The sequence below is a fragment of the Streptomyces sp. NPDC045846 genome (assembly GCF_056431605.1).
This window is the reverse complement of the sequence record NZ_JBWKKJ010000008.1, coordinates 308614-331971: the sequence shown is the minus strand read 5'-3', so window position 1 is coordinate 331971 and position 23358 is coordinate 308614. Positions and strand designations below refer to the sequence as shown.

24 protein-coding genes and 6 tRNA genes are annotated in these 23358 nt (G+C 71.9%); 11 read left to right on the top strand and 19 right to left on the bottom strand.

Going from position 1 to position 23358, the window contains the following annotated elements:
- Nucleotides 1-3: 3 nt before the first annotated feature.
- A complete protein-coding gene (gene pdxS, locus AC07F3_RS24195) occupies nt 4-924 on the bottom strand; it encodes a pyridoxal 5'-phosphate synthase lyase subunit PdxS (protein ID WP_479116526.1) in 921 nt (306 codons plus the stop codon).
- A gap of 133 nt (nt 925-1057) precedes the next feature.
- Complete coding sequence (locus AC07F3_RS24190; protein ID WP_114038008.1) at nt 1058-1603, bottom strand: LemA family protein; 546 nt, start codon at nt 1601-1603, stop codon at nt 1058-1060.
- 187 nt (nt 1604-1790) lie between these two features.
- Here AC07F3_RS24190 and AC07F3_RS24185 point away from each other — a divergent pair, with 187 nt between their 5' ends.
- Complete coding sequence (locus AC07F3_RS24185; RefSeq protein ID WP_479116525.1) at nt 1791-2930, top strand: alpha/beta fold hydrolase; 1140 nt, start codon at nt 1791-1793, stop codon at nt 2928-2930.
- A 10-nt stretch (nt 2931-2940) separates the two neighbouring features.
- Here AC07F3_RS24185 and AC07F3_RS24180 read toward each other — a convergent pair whose 3' ends face one another.
- The 3 genes from AC07F3_RS24180 to pgsA are packed head-to-tail and all read right to left on the bottom strand — an operon-like array spanning nt 2941 to nt 5647.
- Nucleotides 2941-4101, bottom strand: a complete 1161-nt coding sequence (locus AC07F3_RS24180) for a glycosyltransferase family 4 protein (protein WP_479116524.1) — start codon at nt 4099-4101, stop codon at nt 2941-2943.
- Complete coding sequence (locus AC07F3_RS24175; RefSeq protein ID WP_479116523.1) at nt 4098-4994, bottom strand: phosphatidylinositol mannoside acyltransferase; 897 nt, start codon at nt 4992-4994, stop codon at nt 4098-4100. The genes AC07F3_RS24180 and AC07F3_RS24175 overlap by 4 nt, the downstream gene beginning before the upstream one ends.
- Entirely contained in the window at nt 4991-5647 is a 657-nt protein-coding gene (pgsA, locus tag AC07F3_RS24170) for a phosphatidylinositol phosphate synthase (RefSeq protein ID WP_114038005.1), read from the bottom strand. Before pgsA ends, AC07F3_RS24175 begins: the two co-directional genes overlap by 4 nt.
- Nucleotides 5648-5920: 273 nt before the next feature.
- On the opposite strand from pgsA, the gene AC07F3_RS24165 reads away from it, so the two are divergent.
- The gene (locus AC07F3_RS24165; protein WP_479116522.1) at nt 5921-8119 is read left to right on the top strand and encodes an elongation factor G-like protein EF-G2; all 2199 of its coding nucleotides are present in this window, start codon (nt 5921-5923) and stop codon (nt 8117-8119) included.
- A 164-nt stretch (nt 8120-8283) separates the two neighbouring features.
- On the top strand, nt 8284-9957 hold the full coding sequence (locus AC07F3_RS24160; protein WP_479116521.1) for a hypothetical protein: 1674 nt from the start codon (nt 8284-8286) through the stop codon (nt 9955-9957).
- A gap of 3 nt (nt 9958-9960) precedes the next feature.
- Here the strand turns inward: AC07F3_RS24160 and AC07F3_RS24155 are convergent, their stop codons facing one another.
- The 4 genes from AC07F3_RS24155 to AC07F3_RS24140 all read right to left on the bottom strand — a co-directional run bounded on the left by AC07F3_RS24155 (nt 9961) and on the right by AC07F3_RS24140 (nt 14473).
- Nucleotides 9961-10521 (bottom strand): HIT family protein, encoded by a 561-nt coding sequence (locus AC07F3_RS24155; RefSeq protein ID WP_479116520.1) that lies wholly within the window; start codon nt 10519-10521, stop codon nt 9961-9963.
- A gap of 103 nt (nt 10522-10624) precedes the next feature.
- Nucleotides 10625-12601, bottom strand: a complete 1977-nt coding sequence (gene thrS / locus AC07F3_RS24150; RefSeq protein ID WP_479116519.1) for a threonine--tRNA ligase — start codon at nt 12599-12601, stop codon at nt 10625-10627.
- A 100-nt stretch (nt 12602-12701) separates the two neighbouring features.
- The gene (locus tag AC07F3_RS24145) at nt 12702-13895 is read right to left on the bottom strand and encodes a hypothetical protein (RefSeq protein WP_479116518.1); all 1194 of its coding nucleotides are present in this window, start codon (nt 13893-13895) and stop codon (nt 12702-12704) included.
- Nucleotides 13895-14473, bottom strand: a complete 579-nt coding sequence (locus tag AC07F3_RS24140) for a DUF4365 domain-containing protein (protein ID WP_479116517.1) — start codon at nt 14471-14473, stop codon at nt 13895-13897. The genes AC07F3_RS24145 and AC07F3_RS24140 overlap by 1 nt, the downstream gene beginning before the upstream one ends.
- A gap of 191 nt (nt 14474-14664) precedes the next feature.
- Between AC07F3_RS24140 and AC07F3_RS24135 the strand changes: the two genes are divergently transcribed.
- The gene (locus AC07F3_RS24135; RefSeq protein ID WP_479116516.1) at nt 14665-15390 is read left to right on the top strand and encodes an exonuclease domain-containing protein; all 726 of its coding nucleotides are present in this window, start codon (nt 14665-14667) and stop codon (nt 15388-15390) included.
- Between the two features lie 73 nt (nt 15391-15463).
- On the opposite strand, the gene AC07F3_RS24130 is transcribed toward AC07F3_RS24135, so the two are convergent.
- The 4 genes from AC07F3_RS24130 to AC07F3_RS24115 form a co-directional block, all read right to left on the bottom strand.
- Nucleotides 15464-15535, bottom strand: a tRNA-Val gene (locus AC07F3_RS24130).
- A 39-nt stretch (nt 15536-15574) separates the two neighbouring features.
- Nucleotides 15575-16021, bottom strand: a complete 447-nt coding sequence (locus tag AC07F3_RS24125; protein WP_479116515.1) for an SRPBCC family protein — start codon at nt 16019-16021, stop codon at nt 15575-15577.
- Between the two features lie 101 nt (nt 16022-16122).
- A tRNA-Val gene (locus tag AC07F3_RS24120) sits at nt 16123-16194 on the bottom strand.
- A gap of 52 nt (nt 16195-16246) precedes the next feature.
- Nucleotides 16247-16648, bottom strand: coding sequence for a TIGR02611 family protein (locus tag AC07F3_RS24115; RefSeq protein ID WP_479116514.1), 402 nt, complete (start codon nt 16646-16648; stop codon nt 16247-16249).
- Between the two features lie 199 nt (nt 16649-16847).
- On the opposite strand from AC07F3_RS24115, the gene AC07F3_RS24110 reads away from it, so the two are divergent.
- Together AC07F3_RS24110 and AC07F3_RS24105 are read left to right on the top strand one after the other, a co-directional pair.
- Nucleotides 16848-17264: an SsgA family sporulation/cell division regulator gene (locus AC07F3_RS24110; protein WP_053723613.1), complete on the top strand. Its 417-nt coding sequence runs from the start codon at nt 16848-16850 to the stop codon at nt 17262-17264.
- A gap of 195 nt (nt 17265-17459) precedes the next feature.
- Nucleotides 17460-18017, top strand: a complete 558-nt coding sequence (locus AC07F3_RS24105; protein ID WP_479116513.1) for a CGNR zinc finger domain-containing protein — start codon at nt 17460-17462, stop codon at nt 18015-18017.
- Nucleotides 18018-18032: 15 nt separating this feature from the next.
- Here AC07F3_RS24105 and AC07F3_RS24100 read toward each other — a convergent pair whose 3' ends face one another.
- Nucleotides 18033-18206: a hypothetical protein gene (locus tag AC07F3_RS24100; protein WP_189389718.1), complete on the bottom strand. Its 174-nt coding sequence runs from the start codon at nt 18204-18206 to the stop codon at nt 18033-18035.
- Nucleotides 18207-18346: 140 nt separating this feature from the next.
- Nucleotides 18347-18787 (bottom strand): hypothetical protein, encoded by a 441-nt coding sequence (locus AC07F3_RS24095; RefSeq protein WP_479116512.1) that lies wholly within the window; start codon nt 18785-18787, stop codon nt 18347-18349.
- Nucleotides 18788-18928: 141 nt separating this feature from the next.
- Between AC07F3_RS24095 and AC07F3_RS24090 the strand changes: the two genes are divergently transcribed.
- Nucleotides 18929-19447, top strand: a complete 519-nt coding sequence (locus AC07F3_RS24090) for a DsbA family protein (protein ID WP_479116511.1) — start codon at nt 18929-18931, stop codon at nt 19445-19447.
- 1 nt (nt 19448) lies between these two features.
- On the opposite strand, the gene AC07F3_RS24085 is transcribed toward AC07F3_RS24090, so the two are convergent.
- From AC07F3_RS24085 to AC07F3_RS24075, 3 genes are read right to left on the bottom strand one after another with little or no spacing between them, the layout of a single operon-like run.
- Entirely contained in the window at nt 19449-20282 is an 834-nt protein-coding gene (locus AC07F3_RS24085) for a GNAT family N-acetyltransferase (protein WP_479116510.1), read from the bottom strand.
- A gap of 41 nt (nt 20283-20323) precedes the next feature.
- The gene (locus AC07F3_RS24080; RefSeq protein WP_479116509.1) at nt 20324-21145 is read right to left on the bottom strand and encodes an aminotransferase class IV; all 822 of its coding nucleotides are present in this window, start codon (nt 21143-21145) and stop codon (nt 20324-20326) included.
- Nucleotides 21146-22201: a chorismate-binding protein gene (locus AC07F3_RS24075; RefSeq protein ID WP_479116508.1), complete on the bottom strand. Its 1056-nt coding sequence runs from the start codon at nt 22199-22201 to the stop codon at nt 21146-21148. It abuts the gene before it with no gap.
- 191 nt (nt 22202-22392) lie between these two features.
- Between AC07F3_RS24075 and AC07F3_RS24070 the strand changes: the two genes are divergently transcribed.
- The 4 genes from AC07F3_RS24070 (at nt 22393) to AC07F3_RS24055 (ending at nt 22772) form a co-directional block, all read left to right on the top strand.
- Nucleotides 22393-22465: transfer RNA gene (locus AC07F3_RS24070), tRNA-Gly, on the top strand.
- 39 nt (nt 22466-22504) lie between these two features.
- Nucleotides 22505-22578, top strand: a tRNA-Cys gene (locus AC07F3_RS24065).
- Nucleotide 22579: 1 nt separating this feature from the next.
- A tRNA-Val gene (locus tag AC07F3_RS24060) sits at nt 22580-22651 on the top strand.
- A 46-nt stretch (nt 22652-22697) separates the two neighbouring features.
- Nucleotides 22698-22772: transfer RNA gene (locus AC07F3_RS24055), tRNA-Val, on the top strand.
- A gap of 299 nt (nt 22773-23071) precedes the next feature.
- On the opposite strand, the gene AC07F3_RS24050 is transcribed toward AC07F3_RS24055, so the two are convergent.
- Nucleotides 23072-23281, bottom strand: coding sequence for a hypothetical protein (locus AC07F3_RS24050; protein ID WP_479116507.1), 210 nt, complete (start codon nt 23279-23281; stop codon nt 23072-23074).
- Nucleotides 23282-23358 lie beyond the last annotated feature (77 nt).

Sequence of the window (23358 nt, the reverse complement as noted above, 5' to 3'; positions counted from 1 at the left end):
TGACTACCAGCCGCGGTTGGCGTAGCGCTCGGTCTCGGGCAGGGTGTCGCAGTTGATGCCGACCATGGCCTCGCCCAGGTTGCGGGAGGCGTCCGCGATGATCTTCGGGTCGTCGAAGAAGGTGGTGGCCTTCACGATGGCGGCGGCGCGCTTGGCCGGGTCGCCCGACTTGAAGATGCCGGAGCCGACGAAGACGCCCTCGGCGCCGAGCTGGCGCATCAGCGCGGCGTCGGCGGGGGTGGCCACGCCACCGGCCGAGAACAGCACCACGGGGAGCTTGCCGAGCTCGGCGACCTCCTTGACCAGCTCGTAGGGGGCGCGCAGCTCCTTGGCGGCGGCGTACAGCTCGTTGTTGTCGAAGCCGCGCAGCTTGGCGATCTCGTTCTTGATCTGACGCAGGTGGCGGACGGCCTCGACGACGTTGCCGGTGCCGGCCTCGCCCTTGGAGCGGATCATGGCCGCGCCCTCGGCGATGCGGCGCAGGGCCTCGCCCAGGTTGGTGGCACCGCACACGAACGGCGTGGTGAAGGCGAACTTGTCGCTGTGGTTGACCTCGTCGGCCGGGGTGAGGACCTCGGACTCGTCGATGTAGTCGACGCCGAGGGACTGCAGGACCTGGGCCTCGACGAAGTGGCCGATGCGGGACTTGGCCATCACGGGGATGGAGACCGCGCCGATGATCTCCTCGATCATGTTCGGGTCGGACATCCGGGCCACGCCGCCGTCCTTGCGGATGTCGGCCGGAACCCGCTCCAGGGCCATGACGGCGACGGCGCCCGCGTCCTCGGCGATCTTCGCCTGCTCGGCGTTGACCACGTCCATGATCACGCCGCCCTTGAGCTGCTCGGCCATGCCGCGCTTGACGCGCGCGGTGCCGATGGCGGGGCTGTCGGACTGGGGAGTGCTGGAAGACGTGCTGGACACGGAGCGACCTCACGGGGTGAAGAAGGGATTCTGCTGTCCCCGAGAGAACCCTGGCCGACCAGTCCACATCAAGGGCCAATGCGCACCCGGTGGATCGTTTTCGCCGCTCGGCCCGGCGCGGTCGACGCGGGGGTCAGCTGCCGGGGCGGTCGGCGAGCGCGGTCGGAGGCTCGTCGTCCATCTCGAAGGCGAGCGGGAACGGCGCGTGGCCCGCGAGCCGGAACCAGCGCACCGTGCGGTGCGTGCGCAGCGCCCGCGCGGCCCGGACGGCGTCGTTGTGGAAGCGCCGCGCCATCGGCACCCTGCGCACCGCCTGGGCCAGCTCCTCGGCGGCCTCCACGCCGCCCGGCGCCTCCCGTACGGCGTCGACCTGCGCGGGCTCCCCGAAGACCGCCCGCAGCGCCTGGCTGAGCTCGCTCTCGGCGACCTCCCGGTGCTCCTCCTCCGCCTGGCGCGCCGCGTGCGCGGCCTCGTACAGGACGATCGAGGCGGCCGGGTCGAGCACCCCGCTGGTGGCCAGTTCCTGGGTGACCGACGCGCGGCGCAGCAGTTGGGCGTCCAGGGCGGCCCGGGCGGCGTCGATGCGGGCGTGCAGCCGGTCGAGCCGGCCGGCGGTCCAGCTGAGATAGAGGCCGATCGCGACGAGGGCGACGACGATCCAGATGAGGGTTGCGGTCACGGGCCGCAAGGCTACCGGGGTGCTGGGCGGGGCCATCGCGCCCGTTCGCGGCGGGCCGCTTCGGGAAGGCCGGAAACCGTGCGGAAGGCTGGGCCCCGCGGAGCACGCAGTCGAGGGGCAGGGGGAACGGGCCGTGGACGCAGACCGGTTGAGAAGGGCGGGGGGCCGGTCCGGTCCGGGGGCCGCCGTGCGGGGCGGTGACGCGGGACGTCTGATCGCCGGGGCCCTCGGCGGCTCGGACATGCGGGTGGAGCGCGGGCCGGGCTGGGCGCACACCCGGTTCACGGTCGGCGGAGCGGGCGTGCCGCTCGGCGTGGACGTGCTGGCCGACCTTCGCCGCCCACCGGCCACCGTCGCCTTCCTGCTGCCGGGCGGGGGCCTCAACCACGCGGCGGACTTCTTCACGCCGCGCGACCGCAACCTCGCCCACCACCTGCGCGACCACGGCTGTCTCGTGGTGGGCGCCGGCCCGCGCGAGGACCTGGCGTCGGCCGCCGACATCACGGCGCGGTGGGGCCTGGCCGCACACGTCCGCGACGCGCGTTCGGTGATCGACGCCGTGACGGGCGCGCTGCCCCTGCCGTACTGGTTCGTGGGCCATTCGGCCGGGGCGGTGCTGGCCCTGGACCTGGCGTCCCGCGACCCCTCGGACCGGCTGCGGCGCGTGGTCGCGCTCGACACGACGGGCCCGTACGAGGGTGAGCTCGCGGCCCGCGCCGCCCGGGCGCGGGCCGCCTTCCAGGACCTCGTCGACCAGGGCTCCTACGTCAACGACCCAGGTCTGAAAGGGCTGTTGGAGCGCGCCGTGGCCGATCCCGGCGGGGCGAGCGCGGTGCCCCGGCCGCCCGATCCCACCACCCGGTTCACCCATGCGGGGCTCGCGCACTTCGCACTGATCCGCACCGGCTCGCTGCCGGGACCCGCCAACTGGATCTACCGGCAGGGCTTCAGCGCCGGGACGTACGCGTTCGGCGCGACGCCCGCCGACGACCGGTTCGCGCTCACCCGCACCCCGCTCACCGTGTGGGCCCGGGCGGCGGCCGCACTGGGCAGCGGGCTGGTGCCGAACGCGCTGCTGCGCGACCTGATGTCGGTCTGGGCCGACGACGGGAGGGGGTACGCCGTCGACTGGGCGGCGATCCAGGCCGAGGTGGTCTGGGTGAACACGGAGCTCGGCCGGGGCGACCACCCCCGGGGCGCCGAGCTGATCCGGGCCGGCGGCAACGACCGGGTCGGCTTCCGCACGGTGGCGGGGTACGGCCACGGCGACCCGGTGTGGGGCGGGACGGCGGCCACCGATGTGTGGCCGCTGCTCACCGCGCGCTGAGGGGGCGGGGTCAGTCCCGGGCCAGCCCGAACCGCGCCCGGAACCCGGTGCGTTCGTCCGTCGCCACCGCGGCCGCCCCGTGCGTCACCGTCTCGTACACCGCGAGGATGTCCGCGCCGACCGTCGCCCAGTCGAAGCGCCGCACATGGGCCGAGCCGCGTTCGCTCAGGCCCGCGCGGCGGGCCGGGTCGGCGAGCAGGCGGACCGCGGCGGCGGCCAGCGCGTCGGCGTCCTCGTTGGCGAAGAGGTCGCCCGCCGCGCCCTGGTCCAGCACCTGTGCGAAGGCGTCCAGGTCGCTGGCCAGCACCGCGGCCCCCGCCGACAGCGCCTCGACCAGGATGATCCCGAAGCTCTCGCCGCCGGTGTTGGGGGCGACGTACACGTCGACGCTGCGCAGCAGCCGCGCCTTGTCCTCGTCGCTCACCATGCCCAGGAACTCGACCCGCGAGCGCATCTCGGGCGGCAACGACGCCACCGCCTCCTCCTCGTCGCCCCGGCCCGCGACCAGCAGCCGCGTCTCCGGGCGCTCGGCGAGGATCGCGGGGAGCGCCTTCATCAGGACCGGCAGGCCCTTGCGGGGCTCGTCGATGCGGCCGATGAAGCCGAGGGTCTGGCCCTGCCACTCCTTCTTCGGCTCGGCCCGCGCGAAGAAGTCGACGTCGACGCCGTTGGGGATCACCACCGCGTCGCCGCCGAGGTGCTCCACGAGCGTGCGCCGCGCGTACTCGCTGACCGCGATCCGCGCGCTGATCTTCTCCAGGGCGGGCTGGAGGATCGGGTACGCCGCGATCATCGCGCGCGAGCGGGGGTTGGAGGTGTGGAAGGTCGCCACGATGGGGCCCTGCGCCGCCCAGCAGGACAGCAGCCCGAGCGAGGGCGAGGCCGGCTCGTGGATGTGGATCACGTCGAAGGTGCCGTCGTGCAGCCAGCGCCGCACCCGCGCGGCCGACAGGAACCCGAAGTTGAGCCGCGCCACCGAGCCGTTGTACGGGACCGGGACGGCCCGGCCCGCCGAGACGACGTAGGGCGGCAGCGGGGTCTCGTCGTCGGCGGGGGCGAGCACCGACACCTCGTGGCCGAGGCGGATCAGGTGTTCCGCCAGGTCGCGGATGTGGAACTGGACGCCGCCGGGGACGTCCCACGAGTACGGGCAGACGATGCCGATCTTCACGGCCGTCGCTCCTCCAGGTCCGCGAGCCACAGGCGTTGCAGCATGTGCCAGTCCTCCGGGTGGTCGGCGATTCCGGTGGCGAAGGCATCCGCCAGCGCCTGGGTCATCGAGGCCGTTTTGGAGGCCCGGTCGCCCGTCTCGGGCACCTCGACGGGCGGGTGCACCCGGCCCTTCATGACCGGCGACTCGTCGTACCAAAGCGTCACCGGGAGCAGCAGCGCGCCGGTCTGCTGGGCCAGCATCGCCGGTCCCGCGGGCATCCGGGTCGCCTCGCCGAAGAACTTGACCTCGACGCCGGAGGCCGACAGGTCGCGGTCGGCCACCAGGCAGACCAGGCCGCCCGCGCGCAGCCGCCGGGCCAGCGTGCCGAAGGCGGAGCCGCCGGTGTGCGGCAGGACCTCCATGCCGAGGCCCTCGCGGTAGGCGACGAAGCGGTCGTACAGCGTCTCGGGCTTGAGCCGCTCGGCGACCGTGGTGAAGGGCGTGTCCAGCTTGGTGGTGACCCAGGCGCCCGCGAGGTCGTAGTTGCCCATGTGGGGCAGGGCCAGGACGACGCCGCGCCCGGTGGCGAGGCCCTCCGTCAGGTGGTGGACGTCCTGCGGCACGAAGCCGTTCTTCATCCGCTCCTTGCTCCACGCGGGCAGCCGGAAGGACTCCATCCAGTACCGCATGTAGGAGCGCATCCCGGCCCGGGAGAGCTCCGCGAGCCGGTCCGGGGTGGCGTCCGGGACGACCCGCGCCAGATTGGACTCCAGGCGCAGCACGCTCTTGCCGCGCCGCTTCCACACCTGGTCCGCGATGCGCCGGCCGAGCCCGTTCGCGACGGGTTCGGGCAGCTTCTTGACGGTGGACCAGCCAAGGCCGTACAGCGCGTCGGTCAGCCTGTCCTTCATGCGCCCGCCTCGCCCGCGGCCCGCGCGTCGGCCTCGGCGGACTCCCTGCGGACCGTCACCACCCGCTGGATCAGCGTGATCAGGCTGCCGACCGCGACGATCCACAGCGCGATCGGGAGCAGCACCTGGATGCCGGGCACACCGAAGGCGTGCAGCCCGGCCAGGCCCGCGGCGACCAGCGAGATGACGAGCCGCTCGGCGCGCTCGACCAGGCCGTTGACCGCGACGGGCAGCCCGATCGCCTCGCCGCGCGCCTTGGTGTACGAGACCACCTGGCCGCTGGCCAGGCAGAAGATGGCCACCGCGCAGAGAACGTTGTCGTCGCCCCGCCCGGCGTACCAGAGGGCGAAGCCGCCGAAGATCGCGCCGTCGGCGACGCGGTCCAGCGTCGAGTCGAGGAAGGCGCCCCAGCGGCTGGAGATCCCCGCCTGGCGGGCCATGTTGCCGTCGACCAGGTCGGAGAAGACGAACAGGGTGATGACGATCGTGCCCCAGAAGAACTCTCCACGGGGGAAGAAGACCAGCGCACCCGCCATCACTCCGGCCGTACCGATGAGGGTCACGGCGTCGGGGCTCACCCCGCGGCGGAGCAGAAACGCGGCGAACGGTGTGAGGACACGCGTGAAGAATGCACGCGCGTACTTGTTCAGCATGGCCTTCCCGAGGGGTCGGTGTGGCCGCGCGGCCCCTGCTGGCCACCGGCCGACCCATCGTAGCCACGACTGCGGGGCCGCACCGCCGGGCACCCGCCGGGTGACCATCGGGCCACGGTCCGCGTGCGGGCGCGTACGACGTATGGACGCACCGTGACCGGAGTGGAAAGCTCGAATTACCGCGGGCGTCGCAGATGCCGCCTCGGCACGCGGAGTCCGCGTGTCCGCGCCCCCCTCACCACCTCACCGCGCACGAAACCGGGAGGAACGGACATGGGCGACAAGGCGAACGCACACCCCGGGGCCGCCGGCAGGGCCACAGCGGCCGACCACCCCGCATCCGTACGGAACGTGGTGCTGGTCGGCCACAGCGGGTCCGGGAAGACCACCCTGGTGGAAGCGCTCGCGCTGGCGGCGGGGGCCGTCAACCGCGCGGGCCGGGTCGAGGACGGCGGGACCGTCTCCGACTACGACGAGATCGAGCACCGGCAGCAGCGCTCCGTGCAGCTGTCGCTGGTCCCGGTCGAATGGGGTGGTTTCAAGATCAATATCTTGGACACCCCGGGATACGCCGACTTCGTCGGAGAACTCAGGGCCGGTCTGCGGGCAGCGGACGCGGCCCTTTTCGTCGTCTCGGCCGCGGACGGCGTGGACGGCTCGACCCGGATGGTCTGGGACGAGTGCGCGGCCGTCGGGATGCCGCGGGCGATCGTGGTCACGCACCTGGAGGCGGCCCGCGCCGACTTCGAGGCGATGACCGGCATCTGCGCCGAGGCCTTCGGCGGCGACGACCCCGACGCGGTGCTCCCGCTGTACCTGCCGGTGCACGGCGCCGCCGGCCCGGACGGGCACGCGCCGGTGACCGGCCTGATCGGGCTGCTCTCGCAGCGGGTCTTCGACTACGAGTCCGGCGAGCGCAAGGAGACCCAGCCCGACGCGGACCAGCTCCCGCTGATCGAGGAGGCCCGCAACCGGCTCATCGAGGGGATCATCGCCGAGAGCGAGGACGAGACCCTCATGGACCGCTACCTCGGCGGCGAGGACATCGATTTCAAGACGTTGGTCGCCGACCTGGAGCGCGCGGTGGCGCGCGGCACCTTCCACCCGGTGCTCGCCGCGGCCCCGGCCGCCGACGGCGCCAAGCAGGGCCTCGGCACGATCGAGTTGCTCGAACTCGTCACCGGCGGCTTCCCCTCCCCCCTGGAGCGGGCCGCGCCCGACCTCACGACCCCGCAGGGCGCTCCCCGCCCGGCCCCGGCCTGCGCGGTCGAGGGCCCGCTGGTGGCCGAGGTGATCAAGACCTCGTCCGACCCGTACGTGGGCCGGATCAGCCTGGTGCGGGTCTTCTCGGGCACCCTGCGCCCGGACGAGACGGTGCACGTCTCCGGCCACGGCATGGCCGACCGCGGCCACGAGGACCACGACGTCGACGAGCGCATCGGCGCCCTGTCCTCGCCGTTCGGCAAGCAGCAGCGCACGCTGAGCAAGTGCGTCGCGGGCGACCTCGCGTGTGTGGCGAAGCTGTCCAGGGCGGAGACCGGCGACACGCTGTCCGCCAAGGACGACCCGCTCCTGATGGCCCCCTGGGACATGCCCGACCCGCTCCTCCCGCTGGCCATCGAGGCGCACAGCAAGGCCGACGAGGACAAGCTGTCGCAGGGCCTCGCGCGGCTGGTGGCCGAGGACCCGACGATGCGCCTCGAACAGAACCCGCACACCCACCAGCTGGTGCTGTGGTGCCTGGGCGAGGCCCACAAGGAGGTCGCCCTGGAGCGGCTGCGCAGCAGGTACGGCGTCCAGGTCGACGTCGTGCCGCACAAGGTGTCGCTGCGCGAGACGTTCGGTGCGAAGGCGGCCGGGCGCGGCCGGCACGTCAAGCAGTCCGGCGGGCACGGCCAGTTCGCGATCTGCGAGATCGACGTGGAGCCGCTGCCCGCGGGCAGCGGCATCGAGTTCGTGGACAAGGTGGTCGGCGGCTCGGTCCCGCGCCAGTTCATCCCGTCCGTCGAGAAGGGCGTACGGGCCCAGGCGGCGAAGGGCGTGGCGGCGGGGTACCCGCTCGTGGACGTGCGCATCACGCTCCTGGACGGCAAGGCCCACTCGGTGGACTCCTCCGACGCGGCGTTCCAGACCGCGGGCGCGCTCGCGCTGCGCGAGGCCGCCGCCGAGGCCCGCATCCATCTGCTCGAACCGGTCGCCGAGGTCCAGGTCCTGGTCTCCGACGACTACGTGGGTCCGGTGATGAGCGATCTGTCCGGGCGCCGCGGCCGGGTGGTCGGCACCGAACAGGCGGGACCGGGCCGCACCCTGGTGCGCGCCGAGATCCCGGAGATCGAGATCGGCCGGTACGCCCTCGATCTGAGGTCCCTATCGCACGGCACCGGACGGTTCAGCCGCAGCTACGCGCGGCACGAGCCGATGCCGCCACAGCTCGCCGACAAAATTCGCGAACAGGCTGAAGAAGGACGGTAGTTGACAAGTCATCAGAAAGCCGCCTGCCACAATTGTCTTGCGGTGGGCGGCATTCCGATGTCCCCTGACGGGCAGGCTGTGACCCCGATACCCTGTGGTCCCAGCTCAGCAGGTGTGCGGGGTGCGGTGGTCGGGAACAGGCCGCAGAGCGACGGTGTGCGGCGATGGGGGCGGCAGTGACGACGGAAGAGCCATTCTTCGACTTCTTGCCCAGGCCGCAGGTGCCGCTCCAGGGCTCCGCGGGCCAGACGGCGGCGACCCAGGCGCTGGCCTCGGCCGCGTACCGGGACAGCCCGGTCGAGGACATACTCAAGGCCAACGGCGAGTGGCACGAGTCCGAGGTGAAGAAGGGCAAGCTGTCCCTCTTCGAACCCAACCTCGGCGAGGCGTTCTCGCGCGCCGTGCAGTCCCGGATGCTCGGCGCCACCCGCAAGGGCATCGTCCAGTCCTTCGGCATGGAGCCGCAGACCGTGGTCGAGCACTGCCTCGCCTCGATCCGCATCCGCAAGGAGCGCGACACCCGGCTCACCCTGGTCATGGTGGTCTTCGGGCTCCTGTTCCTGCCCGGGCTGCTGATCTGGCTCGGCCTGTTCCAGCTGCGCCGCACCCTGGCCGGGGCCAAGGACCGGCGGGCCGGGGCGATCGGCACGATCCTGCTCGCGGCGGCCGGGATCCTGGCCGTGATCTTCCTGATCAAGCTGCCGTTCCAGGGCGTGCTCGCCCTCTATCTGCGCGCGATGATCGTGGCCCCGATCATCGGCTGGTACTGGGCGAAGGTCATCTGCGAGAAGACCGCACGCGACCTGCGCTCCCGCTGGGACAGCCTGCTCGGCGGCGGCGGCCTCGGCGCCAAGATCCCCGAGGCGGTCCCCAAGAGCTCGGCGGCGGGCTCCGCGGAACAACTGCGCCAGTCCCTGGTCAAGCTGGCCGCCGAGGACCAGAGCAACATCGCCTTCTACGCCGGGCCCAAGGGAATACTGGGCATGGGCACCCGCTGGGGCAGCTGGCAGCTCGCCGAGGAACTGGAGCCCAAGGAAGCGGGCAAGGAGATCCACGGCTTCCGCAGCTGGGACGTCATAAAGGCGATCCAGGACCGGCTGCGCATGCTGGAGCGCGGCCCGCTGCACACCGGCGGCTTCCCCACCCCCTCCATCAGGAACTGGGTGGTCTCGCCCATCGGCGAGGGCGCCAAGGAGGTGTCACGGCCCAGCGGCCAGGACATCGACAACTTCCAGGTGCGCCAGCACGAGATACAGCGGATCTGCAACGAGCAGCAGTTCTCCAGCGGCAACCGGCACTACCTCGGCGTGCAGTTCACGCTCTGGGACGGCCAGCTGGTCATCACCATGATGGTCACCGTCACCGTGCTGCACGAGACGCTGCGGATCGAGGTGACCGGGCACGCGCTCGGTCCGGTGCACGCGCTGTTCACCACCAAGCCCTCGCCCAAGACCAAGGAGGTCGACAAGACCTTCCGGTTCTGGGAGAAGAAGACGGTGCAGCTCCCCCTGGTCGACGCCACCGAGGTGGTGCGCCTGGCCGCGCGGGCCCCGCTGACCTGGTACCCGCCGCTGCTCGACTACCTGGGCGGCAAGATAGCGCTGCCCGAGCCGTTCGGGCTGCGGCACGCCTGGGCCGACAAGCCCTGGCGCCACCGCTTCATGGCCGACGACGCGATGCGCGCCGCCACGCCCGTACTGCGGGTGGTGCACTCCGCGGCCATGAAGGTGCTCGACGAGCACGGAGTGAACACCGACCGCTTCACCAACCGCTCGATGATCCTCAGCGGCATGGTCCAGGACCCGGCGCCGCGCAAGGCGGACCTGTACGACGCGTGAGGACTAGTCCTCGGGCCAGGCGTCGGCCAGCATCTTGCGGGTGTCCGCGAGGAGTTGGGGCAGCACCTTGGTGTGGCCGACGACCGGCATGAAGTTGGTGTCGCCGCCCCAGCGGGGCACGATGTGCTGGTGCAGATGGGCGGCGATCCCGGCACCGGCCACCGTGCCCTGGTTCATCCCGATGTTGAACCCGTGCGCCCCGGAAGCGGCGCGCAGCGCGGTCATGGCCCGCTTGGTGAGCTCGGCGAGTTCGAGCGTCTCGGCCGCGTCCAGCTCGGTGTAGTCGGCGACGTGCCGGTAGGGCACGACCATGAGGTGGCCGCCGTTGTACGGGTAGAGGTTGAGCACCGCGTACACGTGCTCGCCGCGCTTGATGATCAGCCCGTCCTCGTCCGACTTCGCCGGGATCGAGCAGAACGGACACCCGTCGCCGGATCCCGGGCCCGTCGGCTTGTTCTCGCCCTGGATGTAGGCCATCCGGTGGGGCGTCCACAGGCGCTGGAACGCGTCCTGCGTCCCCACTCCGATCTGCTGCTCCGGCTCAGTCGTCATGATGTGCAGCATATGACTTGGGCCGTCCGCGGCGTCGGCGGGGTGGCCGGGACGCGTACGCGCGAGGGCCCCCGGGAAGCGGGGCTTCCCGGGGGCCCGACGCGTACGGCGCAGCTCAGATCTGGGTCCGCTCGGCCACGATCTTCTCGATCTTCGCGATGGCCTCGTCGCGCGGGATGCCGTTCTCCTGCGAGCCGTCGCGGTAGCGGAAGGAGACGGTGCCCGCGTTCATGTCCTCGTCACCGACGATGATCATGAACGGGACCTTCTGCTTCTGCTGGTTGCGGATCTTCTTCTGCATCCGGTCCGAGGAGGCGTCGACCTCGACCCGCAGCCCCTTCTTCCGCGCCTCGGCGGCGAACTCCTGGAGGTAGGGGATGTGGGCGTCGCCGATCGGGATGCCGACCGCCTGGACCGGGGCCAGCCACGCCGGGAAGGCGCCCGCGTAGTGCTCCAGGAGTACCGCGAAGAAGCGCTCGATGGAGCCGAACAGGGCGCGGTGGATCATGACCGGGCGCTGCTTGGTGCCGTCGGGGCCGGTGTACTCCAGGTCGAAGCGCTCCGGCAGGTTGAAGTCGAGCTGGACGGTCGACATCTGCCAGGTGCGGCCGATGGCGTCGCGCGCCTGGACCGAGATCTTCGGGCCGTAGAAGGCCGCGCCGCCCGGGTCGGCGACCAGTTCGAGCCCCTGCTTCTCGGCCACCTTGCGCAGCGTCTCGGTGGCCTCCTCCCAGACCTCGTCCGAGCCGACGAACTTCTCCGGGTCCTTGGTGGAGAGCTCCAGGTAGAAGTCGTTCAGACCGTAGTCGCGGAGCAGGTTCAGGACGAAGGTGAGCGTCCGGTCGAGCTCGTCGGCCATCTGCTCCTTGGTGCAGTAGATGTGCGCGTCGTCCTGCGTGAAGCCGCGGGCCCGGGTCAGACCGTGCACCACGCCCGACTTCTCGTACCGGTACACGGTGCCGAACTCGAAGAGGCGCAGCGGCAGTTCACGGTAGGAACGCCCGCGCGCATCGAAGATCAGGTTGTGCATCGGGCAGTTCATGGGCTTGAGGTAGTAGTCCACGCCCTCGTCGAGCTGCATGGGCGGGTACATGCCGTCGGCGTACCAGTCCAGGTGGCCCGAGGTCTCGAAGAGCTTCCCCTTGGTGGCGTGCGGGGTGTAGACGAACTCGTAGCCCTCCTCCTCGTGCCGGCGGCGCGAGTAGTCCTCCATGACCCGGCGGATGATGCCGCCCTTGGGGTGGAAGACGGCGAGGCCGGAGCCGATCTGCTCCGGGATGGAGAACAGGTCGAGCTCGTTGCCGAGCTTGCGGTGGTCGCGCTTCTCGGCCTCGGCGAGGAACTCCAGGTGCGCCTTCAGCTCGTCCTTGGAGGGCCAGGCGGTGCCGTAGATGCGCTGGAGCATCGGGTTCTTCTCGCTGCCGCGCCAGTAGGCGGCCGCGTTGCGCATCAGCTTGAAGGCCGGGATGTTGCGGGTGGTGGGCAGGTGGGGACCGCGGCAGAGGTCCTTCCAGCACAGGTCACCGGTCTTGGCGTCGAGGTTGTCGTAGATGGTCAGCTCGCCGCCGCCCACCTCGACGTCGGCGCCGTCGTCGGACGAGGCCGAACCCTTGATGCCGATGAGCTCCAGCTTGTACGGCTCGCCCGCGAGCTCCTCGCGCGCGGCCTCGTCGGTGACGACGCGGCGCGAGAAGCGCTGGCCGCGCTTCTGGATCTCCTGCATCTTCTTCTCGATGGCCTTGAGGTCCTCGGGCGTGAACGGCTTCTCGACGTCGAAGTCGTAGTAGAAGCCGTCCCGCACCGGCGGGCCGATGCCCAGCTTGGCCTCGGGGAAGAGCTCCTGGACGGCCTGGGCCATGACGTGCGCGGTGGAGTGGCGCAGGATGTTGAGGCCGTCCTCGGAGGAGATCTCGACGGGCTCGACCTCCTCGCCGTCCTTCACCTCGTAGGCGAGGTCCTTCAGCTCTCCGGCCACGCGGGCCGCGACGATGGTGCGCTCACCGGCGAAGAGCTCGGCGGCCGTAGTGCCCGTCGTCACCACGCGCTCTTCCCGCTCGGAATCGCGTTGGATGATCACACGGACGTCTGACACCGGACTTCTCCTGCCGTAGGGGGGCGCGCAGCGCGTGTCGCGTACGCGAGACGATCCTACCGAGCCGGTGGGGTGGGCCGCGAAACGGATATCGGGCCGCTCAGCCGGCCGCCCCGTCCGGTTCGGCCCCGCAGGCCTCCTCGAAGAAGTCCAGGTTCTCCTGGAGCGACTTCATCAGGCGGTCCCGCTCGGCGTCGTCCACCTGCACCGGCGTCACCTCCCGCGCCTGCGACAGCCTGCGGAACCCTCCCCTGCTCTCCAGCCGCCCCACGACCCGGATCGGCAGCCCGACCAGATGCGCGTGCCCCGCGATGCGGTACGCCTCCTCGTCCAGCTCCATGCGCACGTGCGGCACCTCGGCCCCGGCCAGCACCCGCAGCCGTACGACGCCGCAGCCGCGCGGCCCCGAGCGGCGCAGCCGCACCACGGCGCCGGTGATCCGCACCGGCAGGGACGGCTCGTCACCCAGGTAGCGGGCGCCGGCCGCGCGCAGGGCCGGCAGGTCGCCGGGCGAGAAGTCGACGGGCTCGGGGCGGGCCGCGCACCCGGCGGGCACCCCGGCCGCCGGGGCCCATTCGAGGGCGACCCGCACGCCTTCGGTGCCGCGGACCAGGGCCACCACGGACTCGGTGAGCTCGCGGCTCACCCCCGCCCGCACGGCCGCGTCGAAGGCCTCCATGCCGCCGGTGGTGCGCTGGTAGTCGACCGCGTCCCGCACCGCGTTGAGCGCGGCGTAGAGGCACACGACCGCCGGCCGTCCGGACTCCACCGGCACGAACGCGGTGAGCCCGCCGCCCGGGCCCGGCTCCACCAGGACCCCCTCCAGCGACGCGAGGGCCTGCCGGTGGTGGCGCGCCCCGTGGTACCCGGCGGTCCCGCGCACCGCCAGCGCGCCCGCGAGCAGCATCCGGTGGGCGGCGCCGCGCAGGTGTTCCTGCTCGCTCCAGGAGGCGGTGCCGGCCGGTCCCTCGGGCACCTCGCGCCACCACCGCACCTCGTCGCTGGGCACCGCGAGCGAGACGAGCACCTGGCGCGCGGAGGGCGCGGCGCTGTGGGCGAGCGCGGTCAGCGCCTCGCCGAGCAGGTCCTCGCTGTCGGGGAAGGCCCGGCTCTCGGGGACCAGCAGACTCGTGCCGGCGCCGATCGCGCCGGGCGGCGTCCAGCGCGTGTAGCGCCCCGCCGCTCCCCCGCGTCGCCGCCACCCGTGCCGGTGGAGCAGCGTCCCGAGCACCGCCGGATCCACCTGGCCGGGAACCGGCAGCGTCCCGCCGGTTTCATCGTCCAACCAGCGCATCAGGGTCTCCCTCCCGCCCCGACCCGCGTCATGATCTCGCAGAGCGCGCGGTCGTCGAAGATCCGCGAGGTCGGTATTCGCACCGTGGTCCTGCGCCGGCCGGTCACCGGGTGCCCGGCCAGATTGGTCCAGTAGCAGCAGTGCCGCAGCGCCAGGCGGTCGTGGCCCGCGCGCAGCCACTCGTCCCGGCTCCTCGGCGCCAGCATCACGACCAGGATCTTGTGCACCGACACGGGAGTGCGGGCCAGCTTCACCAAGTGGTCGTTGTCCAGCGTGAAGGAGAAGGCCCCGCCCGGCGGATGCGGCGGAATCTGGTACGTGCACTTGAGCTGCACCTTGATCGTCACTTCGTCGTCGACCGTGTGGCCGGGAGCGCTGTGGCTCACGTGCCAGTCGATCCCGTTGTCCGGAAAGGGCTGCGACAGCGAACACCCCGCTGCCGCCGCCACCGCGTGCAGGTAGCCCACCTGGAGGGTCTCCATGCAGGCGGTGGTGGCGAGCGAGCCGCGCAGCGGTGCGATCCGCTCGGGCAGCAGACCGTGCCCGGGCGCGGCCGGATCGGGCTGCGCGAGCGCCATGGCTGTCGTATGCCTTCCGGAACTGTGCCCAACTTTCCCCGTGACGGCCCGTCAAACCACAGTCCCGTCACCAGTGTTGTCTCCGCACTCGATGCCCCGCAAACGGCGTATGTCGCAAACGGCCCGGGTATCACGGAATCGGGCAGGGGATGCACGCCATCTGCCAGGAGCGCGCGAGGAGTTGAGTAGACATGACGTGCTGGTACGAGGGTCCCCTGGCGGCGTTCGACACGGAGACCACCGGGGTCGACGTCGAGGGGGACCGGATAGTCTCGGCCGCGGTGGTGGTCCAGGACGGTCCGGGCGCCCGGCCGCGGTCGACGCGCTGGCTGGTCAATCCGGGCATATCCGTCCCGGAGGGCGCCACCGCCGTCCACGGTCTGACCGATGAACACCTCCAGCTGAACGGGCGCTGGCCGGCGCCGGTGATGGACGAGATCGCGAAGGCGCTGGCCGAGCAGTGCGCGGCGGGCCGCCCGCTGGTCATCATGAACGCGCCGTTCGACCTGACGCTGCTCGACCGGGAGTTGAGGCGCCACCGCGCCGCGGGCCTGGCCCACTACCTCGGGCAGAACCCGCTGCGGGTGCTGGACCCGCGGGTCCTGGACAAGCATCTGGACCGCTACCGCAAGGGCCGCCGCACCCTCACCGACCTGTGCGAGCACTACGGCGTGACGCTGGAGGGCGCCCATGACGCGGCCGCCGACGCGCTGGCCGCCCTGGAGGTCGTACGGGTCGTGGGGCGCAGGTTCGCGGGGCGTCTGGAGCGGCTCACGCCCACGGAGTTGCACACGCTCCAGGCGACCTGGCACGCGGCCCAGGCGCGCGGTCTCCAGGCGTGGTTCGCCCGGCAGGGCACCCCGGAGCTGGTGGACACCGCGTGGCCCCTGCGGCCCGAACTCCCGGCGGCGGCCTGAGCGTTGCGACGGTTTCGACAGGCGGCCGACAGCAAGAAGGCCGGTCCGTCGATGACGGACCGGCCTATCCCGGTGGGCGATACTGGGTTCGAACCAGTGACCTCTTCGGTGTGAACGAAGCGCTCTCCCACTGAGCTAATCGCCCGGGAACGCACTGAACAATACAGGCCCCGGCGCCCACCTTTCAAACCGCCTTCAGGCGGCGGGCCAGGCCGCGCCTCCCGGACCGCATCATCAGGGCGTGGTTGGCCCGGAACACCGGGCGGCCGGGCACCGCGAGCCATCGCATCAGCGGCTTGCACACCTCAACCTCCTGCTCGTACACGGCCCGCGTGCCGGAGCCGTGCGCGGTCAGCGTCCAGCGCGCCCAGCCGTCGAGATCGCCGCTCAGCTCGACTTCGAGAACCAGGGCCCGAGGATCGCGCCGTCGCTCGCGGCCGGTGACGAACAGGTCGTACGGGACGAGCGAGCGGAGCCGGCTCGTGGCGGTGCGCTCGTCGACGGGGGTGACCTCGCGGACCTCGCGCCACCAGCGGGGGTACTCCTCGGCGCGCTCCAGGACCGCGTACACGGCGGCGGGCGCACGGGGCAGCTCCCAGACGCTGCGGAAGCGGTAGTGGCACCAGTCCATGCCCCCAGTGTGCTGGCACGGGGTGCCGTCGCGGGGCCCGGGTCCGCCGGAACGCCGAAGGCCCCGGAGATCGAGATGATCTCCGAGGCCTTCGGTCCGGGTGGGCGATACTGGGTTCGAACCAGTGACCTCTTCGGTGTGAACGAAGCGCTCTCCCACTGAGCTAATCGCCCGGGCGCACCGCAAACATTACCGCATGTCAGCGGGGCCTTTGACCACGCCGGGTCACTCGTCGACCCGCCACGGCACCACGAGGCCGAACCGCCACGCGCAGCCGCCCACGAGCAGGGCGACGACGGCCAGCCCGACCGCGGTCAAAGCGATGTTGCGGCGCCGCACCTTGGGGTCGAGCGCCTTCCGCGCGGCCTCGGTGACCTTGCGTCTCGTCCAGCGGAGCACGAGCTGGGCCCATGCGAATTCGGTCGCCCAGATCGCCATGCCGCCGAAGATCACCAGCCAGCCGGGGCCGGGCAGCGGGAGCATCACCACACCCGCGGCCACGACCGCGAGCCCCACCACGAAAACACCGACCTGCCAGCCCAGATGCAGCGGCCTGGACGCCTTGACGAAGGCCGGCGCACGCGAGCCGAGGACCGCCGCGGGCCGTTCGTCACTCCCCGTATCCATGCACCCCAAACTACCGGGCCGGTGTCTCGAAACGGGTTCACCGAAATGGACCTATAACCCAAAGTAATAGTCGGCCGTACGAGCTACGTGAAGGCCTGCAAAAAGGTCAGAGGGGTTTACAACGGCACCGTAGGTGGCATGTCGATTTCGCCGACGTGCGAATCCCCGAGCGCACACTGAGCGAAAGGCCCTGGCGCTTATGAACACCACGGTCAGCTGCGAGCTGCACCTGCGCCTCGTTGTGTCGAGCGAGTCCTCACTGCCTGTACCCGCGGGCCTGCGGTATGACACGGCCGATCCCTATGCCGTGCACGCCACCTTCCACACCGGAGCCGAGGAAACCGTCGAGTGGGTCTTCGCTCGCGACCTCCTCGCCGAGGGCCTGCACCGGCCCACCGGAACCGGCGACGTCAGAGTCTGGCCGTCACGCAGTCACGGCCAGGGTGTCGTCTGTATCGCCCTGAGCTCGCCGGAAGGAGAAGCCCTGCTCGAAGCCCCGGCGCGGGCCCTGGAGTCGTTCCTGAAACGGACCGACGCCGCGGTGCCGCCCGGCACCGAGCATCGTCACTTCGATCTCGACACGGAACTCTCGCACATCCTGGCCGAGAACAACTGAGGCCAGGAAGAGAGCCGCACGGCGCCGTCCGACTCGGGGCGACGGCGCCGCGCGGACAACCACATAACGGCAGTCATCGGCGCCGTCCCCCACGAAAGCCGTCGTGGGGGACGGCGCCGGTGCGCCGCGGGGGCGAGCCGCTAGAGTCGGCCAGCATCGACGGGCGCCCGCCCGCGGCAGGCCAGGGAGCGAATCGTGCTGATCCCTCACGACACCCGGATCGCCCTCGACATGGTGGTCGATCTGGTGAACACGGCACCGGAGAGCGAGGCGACCGACCGCCTCGCGGACGTGGACGCGCTGTACCGCTTCGTGCGGGACCACAGCGTGAGCGGCGTGGAGCGGCTCTCCGCCGGTGACCTCCTGGGCGTGCAGGGGGTGCGCGGCCGGTTCGCCGAGATCTTCGCGGCGCCCGACGCCCGCACCGCCGCCGAGCTCGTCAACCAGCTGGTCGCCGCCGCGGGCACCACCCCCCAGCTGACCGACCACGACGGCTACGACTGGCACGTGCACTACTTCGCGCCCGGCGCCTCGGTGGCCGACCACCTGGCCGCGGACGGCGGCATGGCCCTGGCCTTCATCGTCGTCACGGGCGAGCAGGAACGGCTGCGCAGATGCGAGGCGCCGGACTGCGGGCGGGCCTTCGTGGACCTCTCGCGCAACCGCTCCCGCCGCTACTGCGACAGCCGCACCTGCGGGAACCGGCTGCACGTCGCGGCGTACCGGGCGCGGCGCAAGGAAGCCGCGGGCTGAGCCCGCGCGGGGCCCTCACAGCAGGAAGAGATCGTGCACGGCCGCCATGAGCAGCAGGCAGCCGATCACCCCCAGGAAAATCATCAGGGGTGGCTGGGAGAGCGCGAAGAGACAGCCCCGCGCCTGCGGATCGGGCGCGTCCGGCTTGTCGGTCGGTGCAGGGGTGGAGCCCTGGGAAGTGTCCAGCATCTCGGGGCGATGATGACCCAGCCACAGCGCATGGATATACCAACACGCCCATAAGCAGCGGGAGTTCGCCCGATCTTGTAGCGCGCGACGCGAGAAACGCGCGGGGCGCCCGCGCCCGCGCGCGCCCGTCGTCAGCGACCTCAGATGCCGTGCTTCTTGAGGATGGCCTCGATGTCGCTGAAGTCCTCGCCCGCCGCGGGCTTGGCCTTGGCCGCGGGCTGGGCGGCGGGCGTACGGCCCGCACCGAGCGAGGGCGCGGACGCGGTGGGCGCCACCGCCTCGCGCTGGGCCGCGGCCGCGGCCCTGCGTTCCTTGCGGGTGCCGCCGCGGCGCCGCTCGACGGCCCGCGTCGTCATGAACAGCAGCCAGGCGACCCCGAGCAGCCCGAAACCGAGCCACACACTCGGCTTGAAGACGATGCCGGACACCCACTGCACGACACCGGTCAGGACCAGGCCCACGGGGACCAGCGCGTAGGCGGCGATGCGCGTGGCCGTGAGGAAGCGCCTGCGGTACGCCGTGACGGCGGCGATGCCCAGTCCGGCCGCGGAAACGGCGGAGCAGACGGTCTCGGCAAGCATCCGGTTCCTCCAGGCCTGGGGGGTATGGCTTCTTCCATCCTGCACCGGAACCCGCCGTGCGGGCCATGCCCGGCCGTGACCTCAGGGAGATCTCCGGGGCGACCTCCTCCCCAGGTCCCGGTTGCTGGGAGACTGGACCCCATGAGCGACACCACCCCCGGCAGCGCCGCCTCCCCCGTCGTCCTCGACGTGTGGTGCGAGCTGCAGTGCCCCGACTGCCACAGCGCCCTCGACGACATCCGCGCCCTGCGCGCCCGCTACGGCGACCGTCTCGACATCCGGCTGCGGCACTTCCCGCTGGAGAAGCACAAGCACGCCTTCGCCGCCGCCCAGGCCGCCGAGGAGGCCTTCGAGCAGGGTCGGGGCTGGCCGTACGTGGAGGCCGTGCTCGCCCGCACCGAGGCCCTCGCCGAGCGGGGCGAGTCCGTCCTGGTGGAGACGGCGGCCGAACTCGCCCTGGACACCGAGGAGTTCGAGACCGCGCTGATCGACGGGCGGCACATGCTGATCGTCGACGCCGACCAGGCCGAGGGCAAGGCGATCGGCGTGAGCGGCACCCCGACGTACGTCATCGGCGACGAGCGCCTCGACGGCGGCAAGAGCCAGGAGGGGCTGCGCGCCCGCATCGAGGAGATCGCGGACCGGCTGCTCGGCGCCTAGCTCACAGCAGGTGCTTGTAGAGGTGGTATTGGGTGACCCGGTGGCCCATCGACTCGTACAGGCGGAGCGCCGGGGTGTTGCCCGCGAAGACGTGCAGCGCCAGCGTGTCCAGCCCGTCGGCGAGCGCCGCGCCTTCCGCGAGCAGCATGAGTGAGCGGCCGTGGCCCCGGCCGCGGTGCTCCTCGGCGACCTCGACGTCGAAGACGTACGCACCCTCCCTGGGCGCCGCGACCCGGGCCACCCACACGGTGCCGACCGCACTCCCCCGCTCCTCCAGGACCAGGAGGTGGGTCCCGGCGGTGGCGACGCCGTCCGGCAGCAGGGCGCGGTGCTCCGCCGCCGACTTGGCCCGGGCCGCCTCCTCGGGCACGCCCTGCTCGATCCAGCTGCGCGCGTAGCCCTCCACCGCCGCGCTCCGCCACCGCTCGAACTCGTCCGCCCTCATGGGCCGGCCGCTCACTCCGGTAGGCAACTCCGGTGCGGTGGAGGGGAGTTGCTTGACCATGTTGCGGCTGCGCTCCACGTAGCCGAGGGCTTTGGCCATCCGCAGCGCCGCCTGCGCGTCGGCGGGCAGCGCGAGGCGGACCTGGCCGCAGCCCCAGCCGCGCAGCACCTCCTCGGCGGCGAGCGCGGCCACCGTGCCGCGCCCGCGGCCCCGGTCGGCCTCGTCGATGGCGAGCTCCTCGATGCGGCCCACGGCGGGGCCGAACGAGGCGTCGGTGGCGATCCGGATCCGTCCGACGCGTCGGCTGTTCACACACACGTCGTACGTTCGCGACTTGGCGCCGTCGGCGCCCTGCTGGAGCGGCTCGGTCGGCCGAATGGTGGTGGTCATCAAGGCCGTTGTACCGGTCGCGGAGCCGGCCGTCACCAGCTTTACGGGTCGAGATCCGATCCGGCGCGCTCGTCGAAGATCCGCATGGCCTTCGTGGTGACCGGGCCCGGCGCCGTGCTCAACTGCCGCCCGTCGACCCGGTGCACGGCCTGGACGTCGCGCAGCGTGGAGGTCAGGAAGATCTCCTCCGCGCTCTCCAGGACGTCCAGCGGAAGGACGGTCTCGTGGGCGCCGGTCCACTCGACGGCCAGCGCGCGGGTGATCCCGCCCAGGCAGCCGGAGGCGAGCGGCGGGGTGTGCAGCAGGCCGTCGACGACCACGAAGACGTTGGAGCCGGTGCCCTCGCAGAGCTGCCCCGCGGTGTTCGCGAAGAGGGCCTCCGAGGCACCCGCCGCGTGCGCCCGGGCGAGGGCGACGACGTTCTCCGCGTACGACGTGGTCTTGAGGCCGGCGACGGCGCTGTGCTCGTTGCGGGTCCACGGGACGGTGACCACCGCGGTGGTGTCGGGCCTGCGGGCGGTCTCGCCGAGCGCGACGACCAGGGTGGGCCCGGCGTCCCCGCGGTCGGAGCCGAGCGGCGACAGGCCGCCGGTGTAGGTGATCCGCAGCCGACCGAGCGGCACGGGGTTCGCGGCCAGGACGGCCGCGCAGGCGCGCCGCACCTCGTCGAGGTCCGGGTCGGGCAGCCCGAGCCCGCGGGCCGAGCGGGTCAGCCGGTCGAGGTGGCGGGTGAGCGCGAAGGGACGTCCGGCGGTCGCCTTCACCGTCTCGAAGACTCCGTCGCCCACGGTGAGCCCGTGGTCGAGGACGGACACCTGCGCGGCGTCGGCGTCCCGCAGTGCGCCATTGACCCAGATCTGCATTTACGCGGTCCTTCCACTGTGCCCGCTGTGGGCATGTTCGCCCGACGCTACCGCCAGGAGACGCGAGGCCTTCAGCTCGGTCTCCGCCCACTCCCGTTCGGGGTCGGAGCCCCAGGTGATACCCGCTCCGGTGCCGAAGCGCAGCACACCGCGCGCCCGGTCCACCCAGAAGGTCCGTATGCCGACGGCGAGCTCCGCGGTGCCCCGGTCGGCGTCGACCCAGCCGATGCCGCCGCAGTAGGGGCCGCGCGGCGCGGTCTCCAGGGCCTCGATGATCCGCAGGGCGCTGGACTTCGGCGCTCCGGTGACGGAGCCCGGCGGGAAGGTGGCCGCGAGCAGCTCCCGCCACCCGGCGCCCTCGCGCAGCTCGCCGCGCACGGTCGAGACGAGGTGGACGAGGCCGGGGTGCTCCTCGACCGCGCAGAGCTCGGGCACGCTCACCGAGCCGGTGGCACAGACCCGCCCCATGTCGTTGCGGACGAGGTCCACGATCATCACGTTCTCGGCGTGGTCCTTCTCCAGGAGGTCGGCCGCGGTCCGCCCGGTCCCCTTGATCGGCCCGGACTCCACGGTGCGCCCCGTGCGCCGCAGGAAGAGCTCGGGCGAGGCGGTGGCGATCTCCACCCCGTGCGCGGGCAGCCGAATCGTTCCCGCATAGGGCGCCGGGTTGCCGCGGGCGAGCAGCGCGGTCAGCGCGTCCACGTCGGCCGCGGCGGGGTCGGGCAGCGGGGCGGTCAGCACCCGGCAGAGGTTCGCCTGGTAGACCTCGCCGGCCGCGATGTGCTCCCGGATGCGGCGCACCCCCGCCGTGTACGCGGCGCGGTCGAGGGAGGACGTCCAGTCGTGGGCGGCGGGGCCGCGCCAGGCGCCGGGCACGGGCTCGGGCACCGGCCGGGAGCGGACGTCCGCGAAGCGGGCGCAGACGAGGCGGCCTTCGAAGTCCGCGGAGACGGCCCAGAAGCCGGTGGAGTCGAGGGCCTCGGGGTCGCTGGTGACATCACGCAGGTCCGAGGCGACGAGCCGGCCGAAGCGGGCCAGAGGAGCGAGGTCGTGCACGGTTGCGAGTCTAGGGCCGGTGCAGGTGGGGTGCCCCTGAGTGACCTGGAGGCGAACACCCGGCCGCACCCCGGCAGGGGTCCGGACCAGGCGCAACGCAGCACGCTGCACAAACGCGTTTTTGTACTGGCCCGGGAATCCGCTAGAGTTCAACACGTCGCCGGGACGCGCAAGCGAAACGGAAACGACAAGCGGACGTGGCTCAGTTGGTAGAGCATCACCTTGCCAAGGTGAGGGTCGCGAGTTCGAATCTCGTCGTCCGCTCGATGTGGGGGATCTTCCCGACCCCTCATATGCACTCCTGGTGGAGTGGCCGAGAGGCGAGGCAACGGCCTGCAAAGCCGTCTACACGGGTTCAAATCCCGTCTCCACCTCCAAGCGCGATTAGCTCAGCGGGAGAGCGCTTCCCTGACACGGAAGAGGTCACTGGTTCAATCCCAGTATCGCGCACGCAGTAACACGAAGTAACCGGTCCGGTAAGGTTTGGGACCGTCCCGCGCGATTAGCTCAGCGGGAGAGCGCTTCCCTGACACGGAAGAGGTCACTGGTTCAATCCCAGTATCGCGCACCACCCGGAACCCCCGGCCTTCTCGAAGGCCGGGGGTTCTGTCGTTCCGTACCGGAAGAGAGAGCGACGGGAAGACCGCGCCCGGGGCTCTCGCTCCGGCGGGGGTACCCGCCCCGCCGGGCCGAACGCCCGCGCCCGGACGGCCAGTTGGAGCCCCGGGGGGCGAAAAAGGCGTTGCCCGACCGGCTCCCCAGCCGATCGGGCAACGCCTTTTACTGCCGTCCGCCGCACCCCCGTCCCCACGGGGTTGTAATGGCCGGATGTCCCCGACCCGGTCCGCTCTACCGGGTCCGGGGCGCCGCTCAGCGCCCCAGCATCACGCCCACGGACGACGCCTCTGTGACCACCGCGTCCCAGCCGCCGAAGACGACTACGAGCAGGGCCGCCAAGGGGAGGACCATGGCCGTCGCCACCAAGGGGTGACGCGGGCCGGAGGGGCGGGCACCGAACGCGGCGCCGTACGCCCTGCGTCCCTGCGTGCGGATGATCGTCCGCGCAGCCGTGTCCGCCATGGTCCTCTCCTGTTCGCTCATGGAACCGGTCGACAGCGGCGGGTGTCTGACCTCGGGGGACGAGTGCACCACCCGCC